Consider the following 18,570-nt stretch of genomic DNA (forward strand, 5'->3'; position numbering starts at 1 on the left):
ATGCACACCGACCCCTCTACCCCCTTACTGCAGGTGCGCGGCATCAGCAAGCGCTATGGCGACCGCGTGGCCTTGCACGATGTGTCGTTTGACCTCTGGCCCGGCGAGGTGCTGGCCGTGGTGGGCGAATCCGGCTCGGGCAAATCCACCCTGCTCAACGCCATTGCCGCCCGCGCCAAGCCGGACGCCGGCAGCGTGCAGTACTGCACCCGTGAAGCGGGCCTGCAGGAAGTGTTCTTGATGACCGAGGCGCAGCAGCGCCTGCTGGCCCGCACCGACTGGGGCTTTGTGCACCAGAACGCCGCTGACGGTTTGCGCATGGATGTGTCGGCCGGTGCCAATGTGGGCGAGCGCCTCATGGGCCTGGGGGAGCGCAACTATGCGCACCTGCGTGCGACTGCTGCGCAGTGGCTGAGCCGTGTCGAGATTGACCCTGCCCGCATGGACGACACGCCCCGCACATTCTCGGGCGGCATGCGCCAGCGCTTGCAGATCGCCCGCAACCTGGTCACTGAACCGCGCCTCGTGTTTATGGATGAGCCGACCTCCGGACTGGACGTGTCGGTGCAGGCTCGCCTGCTGGACATGCTGCGCCAGCTCACCCAGGGCATGCAGCTCGCCGCCATCATCGTGACGCACGACTTGGCCGTGGCCCGCCTGCTGGCCCACCGCATGATGGTGATGCAGCGTGGCCGAGTGGTGGAGTCCGGCCTGACCGACCAGCTGCTGGACGACCCCCAGCACCCTTACACCCAACTTCTCGTTTCCTCGGTACTACAGCCATGAGCACACCCTTGTTGCAACTCCAGGGGGTGGCCAAGCGCTTTACCCTGCACCACCAATCCGGCGCGGAGCTGGCGGTCATGTCGGACGCCAGTTTTGCGGTGCATGCTGGCGAATGCGTGGTGCTGGACGGCCCCTCGGGCATGGGCAAAAGCACGCTGCTGAAAATGATCTACGCCAACTACCGCGCCAGCACCGGCCACATTGCCGTGACCAACGCCCATGGCCACACCATCGACATGACCAGCGCCACACCGCGTGAGCTGGTGCGCATGCGCAAGGAGACCATAGGCTACGTGAGCCAGTTCCTCCGCGTGATCCCACGCGTGGCCGCCATCGATGTGGTGGCCGAGTCCCTGCTGGAGGACAGCGCCAACGACCCGCAAGCGGTGGCGGCTGCGCGGGAAGAGTCTGGCCGCTGGCTGACCCGCCTGCGTATTCCTGAACGGCTGTGGCACCTGCCTCCGGCAACCTTTTCCGGCGGGGAGCAGCAGCGCATCAACATCGCCCGCAACATGATCAAACCGAGGCCTTTGCTGCTGCTGGACGAACCCACTGCGTCGCTGGATGCGGCCAATACCGACACCGTTATCACCCTGATCCGCGAGGCCATTGCCCGTGGCGCTGCGGTGGTAGGAATATTTCACGATGCCGAGGTAGGCCGCACTGTAGCCACCCGCCATATCGACGTCACCAAGTTCAGGAGTCTGGCCGCATGATTACTGCACAGCTGTTTACCAACGCACGTCTGGTGCTTGCCGATGAAGTGCTGAACGGCAGCCTACTGGCACAGGACGGCCATATTGCTGAAGTTCAACCTGGTCAATCGCAAGCAACTGATGCCATCGATCTGGAGGGGGACTACCTACTGCCCGGTCTGGTGGAAATGCATACCGACAACTTCGAACGCCACCTGATGCCACGGCCCAAAGTCTATTGGGCGGAACTGCCGGCGCTCATGGCACATGACGCCGAAGTGGCCGCCGCCGGCATTACTACCGTGTTCGATGCTCTGGGCGTGGGCGAGGCCGACACGGAAAGCCTGCGCGCTAGCGCCTGGGGCGGTGTGCTCCAAACGCTGGACGCCTGCCATGCGCAGGGCCTATTGCGGGCAGACCACCACTTGCATGTGCGCTGCGAACTTCCAGCCCCCAACACCATTGAACTCTTTGCGCCGTTTCTGGGTCACCCGCGCCTGTCCCTGATCTCGCTCATGGACCACACACCGGGCCAGCGGCAGTGGGAAGACATTGAGCAGGCTCGCACCTACTACACCGGCAAAAAGGGCTGGAGCCAGCAGAAGTTTGAGCAGCAAGTCGCGCAGGCCAACGAGCTTCAGGCGCGATACGCCGAGCCGCATCGCGCCTACTTTGTGGACTACTGCCGCAGCAACGGCATTGCGCTGGCCAGCCACGATGACACCACCGTGGCACACGTGGAGCAGGCCCATGCCGAGGGCGCCAGCATGTCGGAGTTCCCCACTACCGTGGCGGCAGCCCGGGAAGCACGTGCGCGCGGCTTGCGCACGGTCATGGGCGGGCCCAATGTGGTGCGCGGTGGCTCCCACTCCGGCAACGTGGCCGCCGCAGAACTGGCCAAGCTGGGGCTGCTGGACATTTTGTCGTCCGACTATGTGCCGGGCAGCATGCTCAGCGGGGCGATGCGCCTGGTGCGCGATGGCCTGATGACGCTGCCACAAGCCGTGGCCACCGTCAGCCGTACGCCGGCCCTGGTCACAGGCCTGAGCGACCGGGGAGCTATCGCTGCGGGCTTGCGTGCGGACCTGATCCAGGTGCGCATGGCGACCTTGCCGGGCGGGCAGGAACACCCCGTAGTGCGCGCCGTCTGGCGTGAAGGCCGGCGAGTGCTGTAGGGCGCCTTGCGTCATACAAATTTCCCTGAAGTTTCATCAAAACGTCACCCCACCGCCGGACACTGAATCTGTCTAGACAAATTGAGGAGAAGCCATGCACCACGCACTCCGTATTGAACAACTCAACAAACACTTTGCCAACGGCAAGCACGCGCTGAACAACATCAACCTCACCGTGGCACAGGGTGAAATGGTGGCTTTGATCGGTGCTTCAGGGTCCGGCAAATCCACGCTCATGCGCCACATGGCTGGCTTGGTGTCGGCGGACGCGGGGCCGGGCTCCTTGATCGAGGTAGATGGTTGCTGCGTGCAGCAGGGCGGCCGGGTGCACCGCAACATCCGCCAGGTACGGGCCCGCATCGGCTTTGTGTTCCAGCAATTCAACCTGGTGGACCGACTACCGGTGCAGGTCAATGTGTTGGTGGGTTTGCTGCACCGCATGCCACTGTGGCGCGGGCTGCTGCGCTGGTTCACCGAACAGGAACGCGCGCAGGCCATAGAAGCCTTGCAACGCGTGGGCATTGCGGAATGCCACGCGCAGCGTGCCTCCACCTTGTCGGGCGGCCAGCAGCAACGCGCCGCCATTGCCCGCACGCTGGTGCAAGGCGCGAAAGTGGTGCTCGCGGACGAGCCGATTGCTTCGCTGGACCCGGAATCCTCCCGCAAGGTGATGGAGATTCTGGCCCGTATCAACCGTGAAGACCGCTGCACCGTGATCGTGTCGCTGCATCAGGTCGATATGGCACTCAAGTACTGCCCTCGCGTGGTAGCCCTGAACCAGGGCTGTGTGGTCTATGACGGCCCCGCCAGTGCCCTCACCCCCGACCTGCTGCGCGAACTCTATGGCGTGCAGGCCGACGAAATTCTGGCGGATGCGCAACGTCCTGCCACTTCCCCGGTACTCGTGCCGTCTGCCCCTTGGGGCAGCCCGGTGGCGCAGACCGCTTGACCTTCCCTGCCAACCTTTTCAGGAGCTTTCCATGTTGAAAAAAATCTGGGCGACCTCGGTCGCCGCCATCAGCCTCGGCCTGCTGGCACCCGCAGCCGGTGCACAGGAATTGAACTTCGGCATCATCTCGACCGAATCGTCCCAACAGCTCAAGCAGCAATGGCAACCGGTGCTGGACGCACTGACCCAGCAAACCGGCCTCAAGGTCAATGCATTTTTTGCCCCGGACTATGCCGGCGTGATCGAAGGCATGCGCTTTAACAAAGTGCAGTTCGCCTGGTTCGGCAACAAGTCCGCCATGGAAGCGGTGGACCGTGCCAACGGTGAAGTGTTTGCCAAAGTCGTCAACATCGACGGCACCGAAGGCTACTACTCCCACCTGATCGTGCACCGCGACAGCGCCCTCAAGTCGGTGGACGACGTGCTCAAGAACGCCAAGAACCTGAACTTCGGCAACGGTGACCCGAACTCCACCTCCGGCTTCCTGGTGCCCGGTTACTACGTGTTCGCCAAGAACAATGTGGACACCAAGAGCGCCTTCAAGGTCGCCCGCTCTGCCAACCACGAAACCAACGCCATGGCTGTAGCCAACAAGCAAGTGGACGTGGCCACCAACAACAGTGAAACCCTGGCCAAGCTCGAAAAAACCATGCCTGAAAAGGTCAAGGAGCTGCGCATTGTCTGGACCTCGCCCCTGATTGCCTCCGACCCCTTGGTGTGGCGCAAGGACCTGCCGGACGCCACCAAGGCCAAGCTCAAGGCCTTCTTCACCAGCTACGGCAAAACCAACCCTGCGGAACGCGAAGTCATGGCCAAGTTGAACTGGTCCACGTTCAAGGAATCCAACAACAGCCAGTTGCTGCCGATCCGCCAGCTCGACATGTTCAGCAAGCGCACCAAGGTGGAAGCAGACACCACCCTGGCTGAAGACGACAAGAAGCGCCAACTGGCTGAGCTGGACAAGAAACTCGCTGAGCTGAAGTGATGTCCACCACCCCGGCCCCCACTGTGACGCCCCGCCTGCCCGCTACGGTCGGCGCCGCTGCCTCGAAGCAAGGTCTGGGGTGGCACCTCTCTTGGGCCTTGTTGCTGGCCCTGCTCGCCATCTCGTGGAAGGGCGCAGACATGCGTCCCGCCGACCTGGTCCGCGACTCCGGCAACATGGCCACTTACTTGGCAGACTTTTTCCCCCAAAGTTCGGTGACTGGCGCAACTACGTGCAAGAAATGTTGGTCACCTTGCAGATCGCCCTATGGGGCACTGCCCTTGCAGTAGTAACAGCCATTCCCATGGCGCTGTTGGCCTCAGCCAACCTCGTGCCCTGGTGGGTCTACCAGCCGATGCGCCGCCTCATGGACGCCACCCGTGCCATCAATGAGATGGTGTTTGCGATGCTGTTTGTGGTGGCCGTAGGCCTGGGCCCGTTTGCCGGTGTGTTGGCGCTGTGGATTCACACCAGCGGCGTACTGGCCAAACTGTTCTCGGAGGCGGTCGAAGCCATAGACCCCCAACCGGTGGAAGGCATTCGCTCTACAGGGGCTACCGCGCTGCACGAAATCATCTACGGCGTCATTCCGCAAGTCATGCCCTTGTGGATTTCCTTCACGCTGTACCGCTTTGAGAGCAATGTGCGCTCCGCGTCTGTGGTGGGCATGGTGGGGGCCGGCGGCATCGGCGTGGTGCTGTGGGAAATCATCCGCGGCTTCCAGTACGCAGAAACCTGTGCCGTCATGATCATCATCGTGGCTACGGTCAGCATCATCGATCTGGTGTCCGCCCGTATCCGCAAAGCCCTAGTCTGAGGAGACTGATATGGCATTGGACATGGAAGACATCGCCGCCTTGTTTGACAAGCGTGCGGGCAGCCAATACGGCCGCGAGCCTGTGAACCAGATGGAGCACGCCCTGCAATGCGCCCTGCTGGCGGAGCAAGCCGGCGAGAGTGATGAAACCGTAGTCGCCGCGCTACTGCACGACATCGGCCACGTGATAGCAGCCGAGCGTGACGGCGTCATGGACGACACCCAAGAAAAGGACGACCTGCATCAGTACGTGGCGCTGCCGTTTTTGCGTGCCCTGTTGCCCGATGCCGTGCTGGAGCCCATACGCCTGCATGTGGATGCCAAACGCTACCTGTGCGCCACCGAGCCCAGCTACTGGGCTGCACTCTCCAAAGGCTCCCAGCGCAGCCTGGAACTCCAAGGTGGCCCGTTCAGCGAAGCGGAGTTGCAAAGCTTTATCGCCCAACCCTTTGCCGAAGAGGCGGTGCGCCTGCGCCGCTATGACGACCAGGCCAAGGTGCCCGGCAAAGCGACCCCGGACTTCAAGTACTTCGCGGAGAAGCTCAGCGCCGTGTGCGCGTAAGCACAGCGGCCACTTCGGTGGCCGTTTTCTCTGCCGCGCCCCGGTGCGCAGCCCCCAAACCCAAGGCGGCGTCCTGCATGCCTTGCAAGCGGGCGGTATCCCCCGCCGTCGCCGCTGCTTCAGCCACTGCGTGGGCGATGTCTTCGCACCGCAGCGCGGCGCCTGCCTTGGCAGCCAGCGTGGAGGCTTCGGTGAAATTGAAAAGGTGCGGGCCCATGAAAACCGGCACACCGCAGGCCGCCGCCTCGATCAGGTTCTGCCCGCCCAGTGGTGCAAAGCTGCCGCCCAGCAAAGCCACATGGGCCATGCCGAAGTAGAGCGCCATTTCGCCCAGCGAGTCGCCCACCCACACGTCCGCTGTCTCTGGCGCTTCGCCCCATTGGCTGCGGCGGGCCACGGTGTAGCCGGCATCGGCAAACAGCTGCGCGACCTCTGCGAAACGCTGCGGATGGCGGGGTACCACCAGCAGCTGGAACGGCAAGCCGGTTCTTTGGCCTGATTGATTTGCTATGGTTTCAGGAGCTGCTCGCGCATATTCTGCGGGCGCCAGGGGCCATTTTTCCTTCAAGACATCGAGCAACATCTGCTCTTCGCCTTCCCGTGAGCTGGCAAACATCAGCACCGGGCGACCCGCGCCAGCGCGCCAGGCGCGGCCTTGGGCCAGCAGCGCGGCATCGGGCGTAGCGTCGAACTTGAAATTACCCAGCACACCCTGCACAGTCGCACCCAAGGAGCTAAGGCGCTGCGCATCCGCTTCGCTCTGGGCCCACACCGCATGTAGGCCACGATACGCAGGGCCGGCCAGCCAACGCAGGCGCAAAGACTCTTGGTAGGTTTTGTCGCTCATGCGGGCGTTGACCAAACACAGGGGCACGCCGCGCTGTGCACAGCCGGCCACCAAATTGGGCCAGACCTCGGTCTCCATCAGCAAGCCGACATCGGGCCGGAACCGCGCCAAAAAGTGGCCCACCGCCGCAGGCGTGTCCCAGGGCTGCCAGACCTGCACGTCACCCGGCTGCAGCAAGGCCTTGCCGGCCTCACGACCCGTCGCGGTGCCGTGGGTGAGCACCAGGCGCATGCCGGGCAAAGCTTCGCGCAAACGGGCCAGCAACACCGCAGCAGCGCGGGTTTCGCCCAGCGACACTGCGTGCAGCCAGACCACTGGTGCACCACTTGCGCCGCCTGCTGGCCAAGAGGCAAGGTCAACCGCATCGGCGTAATGGCCAAAGCGCTCTTCAATCCATTGGCCATACAGCGGCTCTACCTGGGCACGGCGGGCCAGTTTGCGCCGCACCCATGGTTGGGCGGCATAGGTCAACAGGGAATAGAGGGCACGCGTGATCATGGTTGTTCGCGCTGATTTAGCGGCTGAGCACCGGTGTCGCCAGCGCCTCCCAGGCCGACCACACGGACTCCACGTCGGGGCAGGGCTCTGCGTACACGCTGCATTGCCGCGCGGGCTTGCCGCGTGCATCCAGCGCCGCCGGACCGGTACGCCAAGCGGTATCAAAGTTGTAAATCTGCACGTGGGGCAAGTCCAGCGCCACAGCGATATGGCTCACCCCGCTATCCACACCCACCACGCCCGCGCAGTGGGCCAAGGTGTCGGTCAGCACATCCAGCCCCACGGCGGGCAGCACCCAGGCCTCGTCGAGCCCGGCTGCAATGGCCTGGCTGGTGGCCAGCTCGCGGGCGCCCGCGTGGGGCAAGGCCACACCAAAGCCGGCATCATTCAATCGGCGGCCCAATGCAATCCAGTGCTCCAGCGGCCACTCCTTGTCAACCCGCGAGGTGCCGTGCACCAGCGCCACCAGCGGCTTGCGGGGCACGAAGGGATTGTCGGCATGACCCAGGTGTTTGGGCAGCGGCGCGCTCAGGGCCTTGGATTGGCCTACCAGCCCGAAACGCAGTGCATCCGCGGGTGTGTAGCCCAGCGCCTTGGCACACAGCAAGCGGCCGCGCTCCACTGCATGCACATGGGCTTCCAGCGCAATGGCCGTGTCTGCCACCCAGCGCGTGGGCGCCTCGTAGCCCGAGCCTTCAGTCTGGTTGGCCATGGCATAGCGGCGCCCGTCCGGCGTAGTGCGAGCCAGCCAGGCCACCAGTGCGGATTTGCTCAGACCCTGCAGGTCAATGACTGCGTCATAGGCGTCTTGCTGCAGGTCGGCCTTGAAGGTGCGCCAGGCGGCGCGGGTCGCAGCGGCCAATGGCCTTTTGCTCCAAGCGCGGATATCGCACGGAATCACACGCGCCACGCCTTCGCAGCGCGCCGCCAAGGGCGCAAAGCCGCGCTCCACCACCCAGTCGATGCGGGCATGGGGAAATGCCGCCCTCAGGTCTTGCACTGCGGGCATGGTGTGCACCACATCGCCCAGGGACGAGAGCTTGACGATCAAAATCTTGTGCGGCGCTTTCAATGCGAAGCCTCCACCAATGCGGCATGAGGCTGGATGCGTCGCACCCATTCCATCAGCAGCGTCTGAATGCGGGCCAGTGCTTCGGGCGTGCGGCCTTCGCAGCGCATCACCAGCACCGGGGTGGTGTTGGATGCGCGCAGCAGGCCGAAACCATCGGGCCAGTCCACGCGCAGGCCGTCCACGGTATGGAGGCGGGCATCTGCATCCAATGTGAGTGTGGCCAGTATCTGCTCCACCAGCGCATGGGCTTCGCCCTCCCGGCAGGCGATGTGCAGCTCGGGGGTGATGTGGCTGTCCGGCAGCGCGTGCAGCACGGCGTTGGCGTCTGCACTGCGGCTCAAGATTTCCAGCAAGCGACAAGCGGCATAAGTACCGTCATCAAAGCCGAACCAGCGGTCGCCAAAAAACAGGTGGCCGCTGATCTCGCCGCCCAGGGGCGAATTCAAGGTGCGCATCTTGGCTTTGATCAGCGAGTGGCCGGTGCGGTCCATCACCGGCACGCCGCCAGCGGCTTCAATCACAGGCGCCAGGCCTTGGCTGCATTTGGCATCGAACACGACTGCCGCACCGGGGTGGCGCGTCAGCACATCGGGGGCGAGCAGCATCAGCTGCCGGTCGGTATGGATGGTTGTTCCATCGCGAGTGACCACGGCCACGCGGTCGCCATCGCCATCCAAGGCCAAGCCCAGCTCGGCATCGCCCTCGCGCAAAGCGCGCACCAGGTCCGTCAGGTTCTCGGGGCGGCTGGGGTCAGGGTGGTGGTGAGGAAAATGCCCGTCCACCGCGCTGTGCAGTTCCTGCACCTCGCAGCCAATAGCGCGCAGCACCGCAGGCGCGCTGGCGCCGGCCACGCCGTTGCCACTGTCCAGCACCACCTTCATGGGGCGGGCCAGTTGAATGTCTTGGACTATGCGTTCAAGGTACGAGGGCAGCACATCGGTCGTCTGCAGAGGCTCTGCGGGCAAGGCTGTCTCACTGTCCAGCGCGCTCGCCAGCAGCGCCTCCATGCGTTGGCGCACGTCCTGCACCGCGTCGCCATACAAGGCCTGGCGGTGCAGCACCATCTTGAAGCCGTTGTCGTCCTTGGGGTTGTGGCTGCCGGTCACCTGGATGCCGTGCGGGCACAGGGTGTGAGTCGCGAAATACAGCTGGGGCGTGGTGCTCAGGCCGATGTCAATGACCTGCATGCCTGCCACTGACAGGCCAGAAATCAGAGCCTCTGCCAAAGCAGGGCTGCTCAAGCGCCCATCGCGGCCCACCGCCACCGCACCGCCACCCTGCTCGCGCACCAGCGCACCGAAGGCACGGCCCAGCAAATGCGCCACCTCCGGCGACAGCGTGGAAGGCACGGTACCGCGGATGTCGTAGGCTTTGAAAATTCGGGGGGACAGGTGCATGCAGCGCAAGGTTAGGGAAAAAGCCAACACCGCCCTCTGGCGGGTGGGCTGGATTGTAGGCGGCAGGCACATGTCCGGAAATGGCTACTTTGGCACGCTTCGATGCGTATCATCCCCCACATGCCCTCCGCCTTGCCCACCGCCAAACCCACGCCAGTGACGACCGCAGACGACGCCGGCCGCTACCTGGCGTTGCAGGCGCGGGATGCGCGGTTTGACGGGCGCTTTTTCACCGGGGTGACGAGCACGGGCATTTACTGCCGGCCGGTGTGCCGGGTGCGCACGCCCAAAGTGGAAAACTGCCGCTTTTTTGAGCGTGCGGCCCAGGCCGAAGCTGCAGGCTTTCGCCCCTGCCTGCGCTGCCGCCCCGAACTTGCACCTGCGCAGAGTGCTGCCCTGCACTGGACTACGCAGGACGCCAGTGCCCTGCTCGCCCTGCAAGCGGCGGACCTGATCGAGCACGCCACTCAAGCTGACGACAGCCCCAGCATCGTTGTCATAGCGGACAGGCTAGGTATCAGCGACCGGCATTTGCGCCGCATCTTCGAGGCGCACTGGGGCCTCACACCGCTGAGCTACCTGCAAACGCGCCGCCTTTTGACTGCCAAGCAGCTGCTCACCGACACGCAGCTACCCGTGGCCGATGTGGCCGCCCTCAGCGGATTTGCCAGCGTGCGCCGCTTCAATGCGGCCTTTGTGCAGCACTACCGCTTGCAACCCACGGCACTGCGCAAGGCGATGCGTTCCGACTCCCACGCCACCCAAATTGGAACCCGAAAAGGTTCCGATGCGCAGCATGGTCTGGCGACTGAGGCTGCAGTTTTCCGTTTCCAAGCGGCCTACCGCCCGCCCTTCAACGTCCAGCACCTGCTGAACTTTTTCGCGCAACGTTCCGTTGCAGGCGTGGAGTGGGTGGACCCGGAACAAGGCGTGATCCGGCGCACTATCAGCCTCCAGCACAAGAGCACCACGCTTCGCGGTTGGGTCGAAGCGCGGTGGATGCCTGATCAGCATCGCGTGCAGCTACTCATCAGCGAGTCACTGGCCAGCGCCTTACCGGTGGTGCTCCAGCGCATGCACGCCTGGCTGGATCTGGATGCCGACCCGGCTGCGGTGGACGTGCTGCTGTGCGCGGACTTCCCCCACACCGAAGGCATGCGGGTACCCGGCACCATGGACGGCCTGGAATTGGCGGTGCGCGCCATCCTGGGCCAACAGATCACCGTCAAAGCAGCCCGCACCTTGACCGAACGGCTGGTGTCGCATTGCGGCGCCACCTTAACGAATGCGCCCCAAGGTTTGGCGCTTTGCTTTCCCGACGCTGCCTCGCTCGCCGCCATGTCGCCCGATGCCTTGGGCAGCTTAGGGATCGTCAAACAACGTCAGCAAGCCATCCTCTCTCTGGCGCAGGCGGTGCAGTCGGGCGCCCTGAACTTACAGCCTGGTAGTGATGTACCGGCCACCATGGCGAAGCTTCAGTCTCTGCCCGGTATTGGCGCATGGACCGCGCACTACATCGCCTTGCGGGCGCTGCGCTGGCCGGATGCTTTCCCTTCAGGCGATGTGGCTCTGCAGTCCGCATTGGGCGTGCGAGAAGCCAGCAACCCGGCCGCTGCGGCAGATGCGCTCTCACAACGCTGGCGCCCCTGGCGGGGTTATGCCACCGTAAGGGCGTGGCATTCACTATCAAAAACATAGCTATTTGCGCATATTCCACGAGCGCCAGAGGCCTATTTCATGAAAATCCCCACTACCGCACGCCTGTCCCGCTGGATCAGCCCCTTGGGCCCCATGCTGCTCGCGGGCCATGATGCCGGACTGCTCGGCGTCTGGTTCGATGCGCAGAAGCACTACCCGGACATCGCCGAACTGCCATTCGCTCCTCACCCGAGTACCAAGGAAGCGCAGGCGCAACTGGCCGCCTACTTCGCCGGTGAGCAAACCCGTTTTTCAATGACGCTGGACTTCAGCAGCGGGACCGTATTTCAGCAAACCGTCTGGCAAGCGCTATTGGCGATTCCCTGCGGCGTTACCATCAGCTACTCCACCTTGAGCCAGCAGATCGGCAAGCCTGCCGCCGTACGTGCGGTGGCTGCTGCGGTGGGGCGTAACCCCTTGAGCATCGTGGTGCCCTGCCACCGCGTGCTGGGCAGCAACGGCAGCTTGACCGGGTATGCCGGTGGCCTGGACCGCAAGGCAGCATTACTGAACCTCGAACAACGAAAGCCCTGAGTGAGCGTCAACCCCACCACCCCACCCTCGCCCGCCGCCAAGACGTGGGTTTTCGATTTTGTGCTGCTGGCCGCCATTTGGGGCGCGTCCTTCTTGTTCATGCGCACCAGCGGCAAGGCGTTTGGTGCATTGCCCACTGCGGGTTTGCGTGTGTGTATTGCCAGCCTGTTTCTTCTGCCCTTGCTCACGCTGCGAGGCCAGTTGCCCGCTCTGCGCCGCCATTGGAAGTTGTGCTTTACGGTGGGGGTGCTGAACTCCGCGATACCTTTTGCCTGCCTTTCTTGGGCGCTGCTGTCCATTTCCACCGGCTTGTCGGCCCTGCTCAACGCCACCGTGCCCTTGTTCGGTGCCGCTATCGCATGGTGGTGGTTGGGAGACAAATTGCAGGGCTCCCGCGTGCTGGGTCTGGTGGTTGGCTTTGTGGGGGTGGCCCTGTTGGCACTGAACCGTGATGCCGCCGGTGCTTCCGGGGCAGGCTCCAGCGCCTTGGCCGTGATCGCCTGTTTAACGGCCTGCCTGTTCTATGGCATTTCAGCCAGCTTCACCCGCCGCTTTTTGCCGGGCGTGCCGTCTTTGGTCCTCGCAACCGGCAGCCAATTGGGGGCTTCTTTGGCCTTGTTGCCTTTGACCCTTTGGGCGTGGCCTACGGACCCCGCGCCCTTGCAGGCCTGGGGCGCAGTGATTGCGCTGGGCGTGGTGTGCACCGGCTTGGCCTATGTGATTTTCTTCAGGCTGATCGAGCGCACTGGCCCCTCGCGCGCACTGTCCGTCACCTATGCCATTCCGGTGTTCGCCATCCTGTACGGCGTCGTGCTGCTTGGTGAATCGGTCACCCTGTGGATGGGCCTGTGCGGGGCGGTCATCATGCTGGGCACTTCGCTCTCCACGGGCTTATTGTCGTGGGGTAAAGCGCCCTTGCCGCCGGGGGACTAAAGCAGTCCGGCCATGACGTTCACACTCAAGGCCAAGACCATCATGTTGAAGGCAAAGGCCGCCAGACTGTGCAACAGGGTGAGGTGGCGCATGGGCCGGGAGGTCACCACCACATCAGACACCTGGGACGTCATGCCCACCACGTGGGCGTAGTACAAAAAATCGAAATAGTCCGGTGGCAGAACACCCGGAAACTGCAGCCCACCACCCGCGGGGTGGCCTTTGAGCTCGGTCTGGTAATACAGATGCGCATAGCGGAAGGCAAAGATGCATTGCATCAACAACCAGGAGCTCACCAGCGCCAGCAGAGACACCAGCACATGGCCCACACGGGCCAGCAAGGCCATCTCACGGCTGTTGGACAAAAGCATGGCGATGGCCGCCACACTCGCAAACGCAGACAAGAGCAAGAGGCTGAACCAGATCACGCTGGGCTGGTCCTGAGACTGTGTACGTGAGCGCGTGCTGTCCGCATCAAACACCATGGCCAAGCGCCACGCCAACACCAGGTAGGCCGTGGCGCCTGCGATCCAAGCTACGAGTACTTGCAGTTCCAAGGTCCAAGGACTTGGGATCGCAGCCACGCCTGCACCCACGCAGGCACCCACTACGAGGCGTTGATGACCGGTTGTGCGGGAAAGTCGGTGGATCCACATGGCTTGATTGTGCAACGCGAAGGAGATCAGAGGCAGACAACAAAAAAGCCGTTGCACCTGCATGCAACGGCTTTCGGAATGTGGCGGAGTGGACGGGACTCGAACCCGCGACCCCCGGCGTGACAGGCCGGTATTCTAACCAACTGAACTACCACTCCTGGTAGCGGTAACCATTCGCTCTGTGTCTTTCGACCAAGAGCCAAGTCGCTTCCTTGCAGAAGCTGTTACCGACTTGTTGCCGTTTACCTTGCGGTAAAACCTGGCGACCCTACGGGGATTCGAACCCCGGTACTCACCGTGAAAGGGTGATGTCCTAGGCCTCTAGACGATAGGGTCAAAACCTAGAAAACTCTTCAAGAAAAAAGCCGTTGAATGCTCAACGGCTTTTTATCAAATTTGGCGGAGTGGACGGGACTCGAACCCGCGACCCCCGGCGTGACAGGCCGGTATTCTAACCAACTGAACTACCACTCCTGGTAGCGGTAACCATTCGCTCTGTGTCTTTCGACCGAGAGCCAAGTCGCTTCCTTGCAGAAGCTGTTACCGACTTGTTGCCGTTTACCTTGCGGTAAAACCTGGCGACCCTACGGGGATTCGAACCCCGGTACTCACCGTGAAAGGGTGATGTCCTAGGCCTCTAGACGATAGGGTCAAAACCTTGGAACGTATCCGTTTCAGAAGAATTGGTGGAGGTAAGCGGGATCGAACCGCTGACCTCTTGCATGCCATGCAAGCGCTCTCCCAGCTGAGCTATACCCCCAATTTCCTGAACACACTGCCAAATTTTGTCTGGCTTTGCATTCAACTTCCGAGCCTCAAATTATATACAAGTTTTTCAGGCTTTAGCAAGCCGATCCAAAACTTTTGTTCTGCCGCTGAGTTCCAACACGGCATCCAGCGAAGGCGTTTGCGCAGTACCCATGACCAGCACACGAACCGGCATGGCCAGTTGCGGCATCTTCAGGCTGTGTGCGGCCAACACTTCCTTGATGACTGCAGCAATGGAAGCCTTGTCCCACGCGCACGCTGCGAGTTTCTCTGCCAGCGTGGCGATGGCGGGTTTGACGGCGTCGGTCACATGCTGGGCCCGTTCTGCAGCGTCGACTTGCACATCGGCATAGAACTTCGACGCCCACTGGGCCAAAGCCACGGTGGTGTCGCAACGGTCCTTGAGCAAGGCGCACAGTTGGGGCAAGTGGGTGTTCACCGTCTCTGCGGGCAGTTCCACGCCCAGCTTGGCCAGTTGCACCGCCACCAATTTGGCGAGGCGGGTGTTGTCCGCCTGCTTGATGTAATGGGCATTGACCCACAGCAACTTGGCGGGGTCCCACTGTGCGGGGCTCTTGTTCAGGTGGGTACCGTCGAACCAGCTCACCAGCTGCTCGCGGCTGAACAGCTCTTCGTCGCCATGGCTCCAGCCCAAGCGGGCCAGGTAGTTCAACATGGCTTCGGGCAGGTAACCGCCCTCTTCATAGGCAGTCACGCTCACTGCGCCACGGCGCTTGGACAGCTTCTGGCCGTCATCACCCAGAATCACCGGGCAGTGGCCGAACTCAGGCAAAGGCGCACCGAGCGCATTAAAAATATTGATCTGCCACGGTGTGTTGTTGATGTGCTCATCGCCACGGAACACATGGCTGATTTGCATATCCCAGTCGTCCACCACCACAGCAAAGTTGTAGGTAGGAATGCCATCGGTGCGCACAATGATGAGGTCATCAATCTCGCGGTTGCTGATGGTGATGGGGCCTTTGACCAGGTCATTCCAGGTCACGTCACCCTCTTGTGGATTGCAAAAGCGCACCACAGGTTTGACGCCTTCGGGAATGGCCGGCAAGGTTTTGCCGGGTGCGGGGCGCCAGGTGCCGTCATACAGCGCCTTTTCCCCGCGGGCCTTTTTGGCTTCGCGCACGGCATCCAGTTCTTCGGGTGTGCTGTAGCAGTAGTAGGCCTTGCCTTCTGCAATCAGCTGCTCCACCACGGCCTTGTAGCGCTCCAGGCGCTGCATCTGGTACACCGGGCCTTCGTCGTACTCCAGCCCCAGCCAGCGCATGGATTCCAGAATCTGGTCCACCGAATCCTGGGTGGATCGGGCTACGTCGGTGTCTTCAATGCGCAGCACAAACTCACCACCGAAGTGGCGGGCATAGGCCCAGGAATACAGCGCGGTGCGGGCAGTGCCCAGGTGCAGAAATCCGGTGGGCGAAGGGGCAATACGAGTGCGGATTTTGCTCATGTCAGATAGTTTGCAAACCACGCGCCAGATCGGCGGTGATGTCATTGATATGGTCCAGGCCCACGGCCACGCGAATCAGGCCTTGGCCAATGCCGGCCGCCTGACGCTGCACTTCCGACAAGCGGCCGTGCGAGGTGCTGGCAGGATGCGCCGCCAGCGTTTTGGTATCGCCGAGGTTGGTGCACAGCGAGAGCACCTGCATGCTGTCGAGCACATGAAATGCGTTTTTGCGCGCGGACTCCACGTCCGGTGCTTTCACCTCAAAGGACAACACGGCGCCTCCGCAGCCGGACTGCTGGCGCATGGCCAACTCGTGTTGCGGGTGGCTGGCCAATCCGGGGTAATAAACGCGCGCCACTTGCGGCTGGGCTTCCAGCCAATGGGCCAAGGCCAAGGTCGTCTCTGACTGCGCTTTCACGCGCAAGGCCAGCGTTTCCATGCCCTTGAGCAACACCCAGGCATTGAAGGGTGCGAGCACCATGCCGCAGGTGCGGATCACGGGCAAAAACATGTCGTCGCGTTGCTTCTGGGTGCAGCAAATCGCACCCGCCATCACGCGGCCCTGGCCATCCAAAAACTTGGTGCCGGAATGGATGATGAAATCAGCGCCCAAGCTGGCCGGACGCTGCAACACCGGTGTGGCGAAACAGTTGTCCACGGCCAGGAAGGCGCCTGCGCCATGTGCAATGTCGGCCAAGGCCTGGATGTCGCACACCTCCGTGAGCGGGTTGGTGGGCGTCTCTGCAAACAGCAGCTTGGTGGTGGGACGCACTGCGGCCTTCCAAGCTTCAACATCGGTTTGCGACACGAAGGTGGTTTCCACACCGAACTTGGCGAACTCGCGGCTGAACATCGGAATGACCGAGCCGAACACCGATTGCGAACAAATAACGTGGTCGCCCGCTTTCAGCAGCGCCATGCCCAGCAACAGAATGGCCGACATGCCGGACGAGGTGGCAATCGCTGCTTCAGTACCTTCAAGCGCCGCCAGACGGATTTCCATGCTGGTGACTGTGGGGTTGCTTACGCGGGAGTAGGTAAAGCCTTCTTCCTCCATGGCAAAGCGCGCGGCGCTGGAGGCCGCGCTGTTTTGCACATAGCCGCTGGTCAAGTACAGAGCTTCGGAGTTTTCGCCGTACTGGCTGCGCTCCAGGGCCGCACGCACCGCCAGGGTGTCGTTGTGCAGGCCTTCGGGTAAGTGGGTTTGCTTCATAGGGTCAGTCAGCGTGGTTGGGCAGCGCCAGGCGGGAGGTGTCTTCCTGGCCTTCTTCAGCGCCTACGCGGTTTTCGTTCAGGCGGACAATATCGTCGGAGGAAATGTCCCCGGTGACGTACACACCGTCAAAGCAGGAGGCATCAAAGCCCGCCAGGTTCTTGCCCAGCGCGCCGATCGCTTTTTTCATGCCATCCACATCCTGGTAAATCAGCGCATCGCAACCGATGATTTCGCGCACTTCTTCGACAGTGCGGTTGTGGGCCACCAGCTCGCTGCTGGTCGGCATGTCGATACCGTATACATTGGGGTAACGCACAGGTGGTGCAGCGCTGGCCATGTAGACCTTGCGGGCACCGGCGTCGCGCGCCATCTGCACGATTTCCTTGGACGTCGTGCCGCGGACAATGGAGTCATCTACCAGCAGCACGTTGCGACCCTTGAACTCGCTGGCAATCACGTTCAGTTTCTGGCGCACTGACTTCTTGCGAACGCCCTGGCCGGGCATGATGAAGGTCCGGCCGACGTATCGGTTTTTCACAAAACCTTCGCGGTAGGGCAAGCCCAGCAACTGGGCCAATTGGGCGGCGCTGGGGCGGCTGGATTCGGGGATGGGAATGACCACATCGATTTCGTTTGGTGGCACGGTGGAGATCACGCGCTTGGCCAGCGTCTCGCCCAGGTTCAAACGCGCCTGATACACCGAGATGCCGTCCATCACCGAGTCCGGGCGGGCCAGGTACACAAACTCAAATATGCAAGGCATGAGCTGTGGGTTCACCGCGCACTGCTGGCTGTGCACCGTGCCGTCCAGCGCAATGAACACGGCTTCGCCGGGCTGCACATCGCGCACAAACTGGTGGCTGGTTCCTTCCAGCACCACGGATTCGCTGGCCACCATGTGGGTGCCGTCTGCACCCTTGCCGATGCACAGCGGGCGAATGCCGAAGGGATCGCGGAATGCCAGCAAGCCGTGGCCAGCGATGTGGCAGATCACCGCATACGAGCCCTTGATGCGTTGGTGCACACGGGACACCGCAGCAAAAATGTCCTGTGGCTGCAAAGGCAGGCCGCGGGTGGAGACTTCGATTTCGTGGGCCAGCACGTTGAGCAGCACTTCAGAGTCGCTCTCGGTGTTGATGTGGCGGTGGTCCAGATTGAACAGCTCCGCCTTCAGGGCTTTGGCGTTGGTCAGATTGCCGTTGTGCACCAGCACGATGCCGAAGGGCGCGTTCACGTAGAAGGGCTGCGCCTCTTCTTCGCTAAAGGCATTGCCTGCGGTGGGATAGCGCACCTGCCCCAAGCCGGAGTTGCCCAGCAAAGCGCGCATGTTGCGGGTGCGGAATACGTCCTTCACCATGCCCTTGGCCTTGTGCATGAAGAACTTGCGGTCCTGCTGGGTGACGATGCCGGCCGCGTCCTGCCCGCGGTGCTGCAAGAGCAACAGCGCGTCATAGATCAACTGGTTTACGGGTGCGTTACTGACAACGCCAACAATTCCACACATAGGGTTTCAC

General features: G+C 62.5%; 16 protein-coding genes, 5 tRNA genes and 1 pseudogene. 10 read left to right on the plus strand and 12 right to left on the minus strand.

The window, feature by feature from the left end; genetic code table 11:
* The 7 genes and pseudogenes from phnK (at position 1) to RAN89_RS16590 (ending at position 5,969) form a co-directional block, all read left to right on the plus strand.
* Positions 1 to 786, plus strand: a complete 786-nt coding sequence (gene phnK, locus RAN89_RS16560; protein ID WP_313867327.1) for a phosphonate C-P lyase system protein PhnK — start codon at positions 1 to 3, stop codon at positions 784 to 786.
* Complete coding sequence (gene phnL / locus RAN89_RS16565) at positions 783 to 1,502, plus strand: phosphonate C-P lyase system protein PhnL (protein WP_313867328.1); 720 nt, start codon at positions 783 to 785, stop codon at positions 1,500 to 1,502. The genes phnK and phnL overlap by 4 nt, the downstream gene beginning before the upstream one ends.
* Complete coding sequence (locus RAN89_RS16570; RefSeq protein ID WP_313867329.1) at positions 1,499 to 2,656, plus strand: alpha-D-ribose 1-methylphosphonate 5-triphosphate diphosphatase; 1,158 nt, start codon at positions 1,499 to 1,501, stop codon at positions 2,654 to 2,656. Before phnL ends, RAN89_RS16570 begins: the two co-directional genes overlap by 4 nt.
* A 94-nt stretch (positions 2,657 to 2,750) precedes the next feature.
* A complete protein-coding gene (gene phnC / locus RAN89_RS16575; RefSeq protein WP_087494697.1) occupies positions 2,751 to 3,605 on the plus strand; it encodes a phosphonate ABC transporter ATP-binding protein in 855 nt (284 codons plus the stop codon).
* Positions 3,606 to 3,636: 31 nt separating this feature from the next.
* Complete coding sequence (gene phnD, locus RAN89_RS16580) at positions 3,637 to 4,590, plus strand: phosphonate ABC transporter substrate-binding protein (RefSeq protein ID WP_313867330.1); 954 nt, start codon at positions 3,637 to 3,639, stop codon at positions 4,588 to 4,590.
* A pseudogene (gene phnE / locus RAN89_RS16585) lies at positions 4,590 to 5,407 on the plus strand (phosphonate ABC transporter, permease protein PhnE). The gene phnD and the pseudogene phnE overlap by 1 nt, the downstream one beginning before the upstream one ends.
* A gap of 10 nt (positions 5,408 to 5,417) precedes the next feature.
* Positions 5,418 to 5,969: a phosphonate degradation HD-domain oxygenase gene (locus tag RAN89_RS16590; protein ID WP_313867331.1), complete on the plus strand. Its 552-nt coding sequence runs from the start codon at positions 5,418 to 5,420 to the stop codon at positions 5,967 to 5,969.
* Here the strand turns inward: RAN89_RS16590 and RAN89_RS16595 are convergent.
* Genes RAN89_RS16595 through RAN89_RS16605 form a run of 3 tightly spaced genes read right to left on the minus strand, consistent with a single transcriptional unit; the run spans position 5,950 to position 9,783 of the window.
* Positions 5,950 to 7,314, minus strand: coding sequence for a 3-deoxy-D-manno-octulosonic acid transferase (locus tag RAN89_RS16595; protein WP_313867332.1), 1,365 nt, complete (start codon positions 7,312 to 7,314; stop codon positions 5,950 to 5,952). The two genes, RAN89_RS16590 and RAN89_RS16595, sit on opposite strands and share 20 nt — an antisense overlap.
* A gap of 16 nt (positions 7,315 to 7,330) precedes the next feature.
* Positions 7,331 to 8,386: a lipopolysaccharide heptosyltransferase I gene (gene waaC / locus RAN89_RS16600; protein WP_313867333.1), complete on the minus strand. Its 1,056-nt coding sequence runs from the start codon at positions 8,384 to 8,386 to the stop codon at positions 7,331 to 7,333.
* Positions 8,383 to 9,783 carry a phosphomannomutase/phosphoglucomutase gene (locus tag RAN89_RS16605; protein WP_313867334.1) on the minus strand — a complete coding sequence of 467 codons (1,401 nt, stop codon included), beginning with the start codon at positions 9,781 to 9,783 and terminating at the stop codon, positions 8,383 to 8,385. Before RAN89_RS16605 ends, waaC begins: the two co-directional genes overlap by 4 nt.
* A 102-nt stretch (positions 9,784 to 9,885) precedes the next feature.
* On the opposite strand from RAN89_RS16605, the gene RAN89_RS16610 reads away from it, so the two are divergent.
* Genes RAN89_RS16610 through RAN89_RS16620 form a run of 3 tightly spaced genes read left to right on the plus strand, consistent with a single transcriptional unit; the run spans position 9,886 to position 12,948 of the window.
* Entirely contained in the window at positions 9,886 to 11,481 is a 1,596-nt protein-coding gene (locus tag RAN89_RS16610; RefSeq protein ID WP_313867335.1) for a DNA-3-methyladenine glycosylase 2 family protein, read from the plus strand.
* A 39-nt stretch (positions 11,482 to 11,520) separates the two neighbouring features.
* Entirely contained in the window at positions 11,521 to 12,015 is a 495-nt protein-coding gene (locus tag RAN89_RS16615) for a methylated-DNA--[protein]-cysteine S-methyltransferase (protein ID WP_313867336.1), read from the plus strand.
* Positions 12,016 to 12,948 (plus strand): DMT family transporter, encoded by a 933-nt coding sequence (locus tag RAN89_RS16620; RefSeq protein WP_313867337.1) that lies wholly within the window; start codon positions 12,016 to 12,018, stop codon positions 12,946 to 12,948.
* Here the strand turns inward: RAN89_RS16620 and RAN89_RS16625 are convergent.
* The 9 genes from RAN89_RS16625 to purF all read right to left on the minus strand — a co-directional run bounded on the left by RAN89_RS16625 (position 12,945) and on the right by purF (position 18,560).
* Entirely contained in the window at positions 12,945 to 13,604 is a 660-nt protein-coding gene (locus RAN89_RS16625; protein WP_313867338.1) for a DUF1345 domain-containing protein, read from the minus strand. The two genes, RAN89_RS16620 and RAN89_RS16625, sit on opposite strands and share 4 nt — an antisense overlap.
* Before the next feature lie 81 nt (positions 13,605 to 13,685).
* Positions 13,686 to 13,762, minus strand: a tRNA-Asp gene (locus RAN89_RS16630).
* Between the two features lie 102 nt (positions 13,763 to 13,864).
* Positions 13,865 to 13,940, minus strand: a tRNA-Glu gene (locus RAN89_RS16635).
* Positions 13,941 to 14,001: 61 nt separating this feature from the next.
* Positions 14,002 to 14,078 (minus strand) — tRNA-Asp (locus RAN89_RS16640).
* Between the two features lie 102 nt (positions 14,079 to 14,180).
* Positions 14,181 to 14,256 (minus strand) — tRNA-Glu (locus RAN89_RS16645).
* A gap of 32 nt (positions 14,257 to 14,288) precedes the next feature.
* A tRNA-Ala gene (locus RAN89_RS16650) sits at positions 14,289 to 14,364 on the minus strand.
* Positions 14,365 to 14,439: 75 nt separating this feature from the next.
* Positions 14,440 to 15,840: a glutamate--tRNA ligase gene (gltX, locus tag RAN89_RS16655; RefSeq protein ID WP_313867339.1), complete on the minus strand. Its 1,401-nt coding sequence runs from the start codon at positions 15,838 to 15,840 to the stop codon at positions 14,440 to 14,442.
* 1 nt (position 15,841) lies between these two features.
* The gene (locus RAN89_RS16660; RefSeq protein ID WP_313867340.1) at positions 15,842 to 17,053 is read right to left on the minus strand and encodes an O-succinylhomoserine sulfhydrylase; all 1,212 of its coding nucleotides are present in this window, start codon (positions 17,051 to 17,053) and stop codon (positions 15,842 to 15,844) included.
* A 4-nt stretch (positions 17,054 to 17,057) separates the two neighbouring features.
* On the minus strand, positions 17,058 to 18,560 hold the full coding sequence (purF, locus tag RAN89_RS16665) for an amidophosphoribosyltransferase (RefSeq protein ID WP_313867341.1): 1,503 nt from the start codon (positions 18,558 to 18,560) through the stop codon (positions 17,058 to 17,060).
* Positions 18,561 to 18,570 lie beyond the last annotated feature (10 nt).

The sequence above is a fragment of the Rhodoferax mekongensis genome (genome assembly GCF_032191775.1).
GTDB lineage: Bacteria > Pseudomonadota > Gammaproteobacteria > Burkholderiales > Burkholderiaceae_C > Allorhodoferax > Allorhodoferax mekongensis.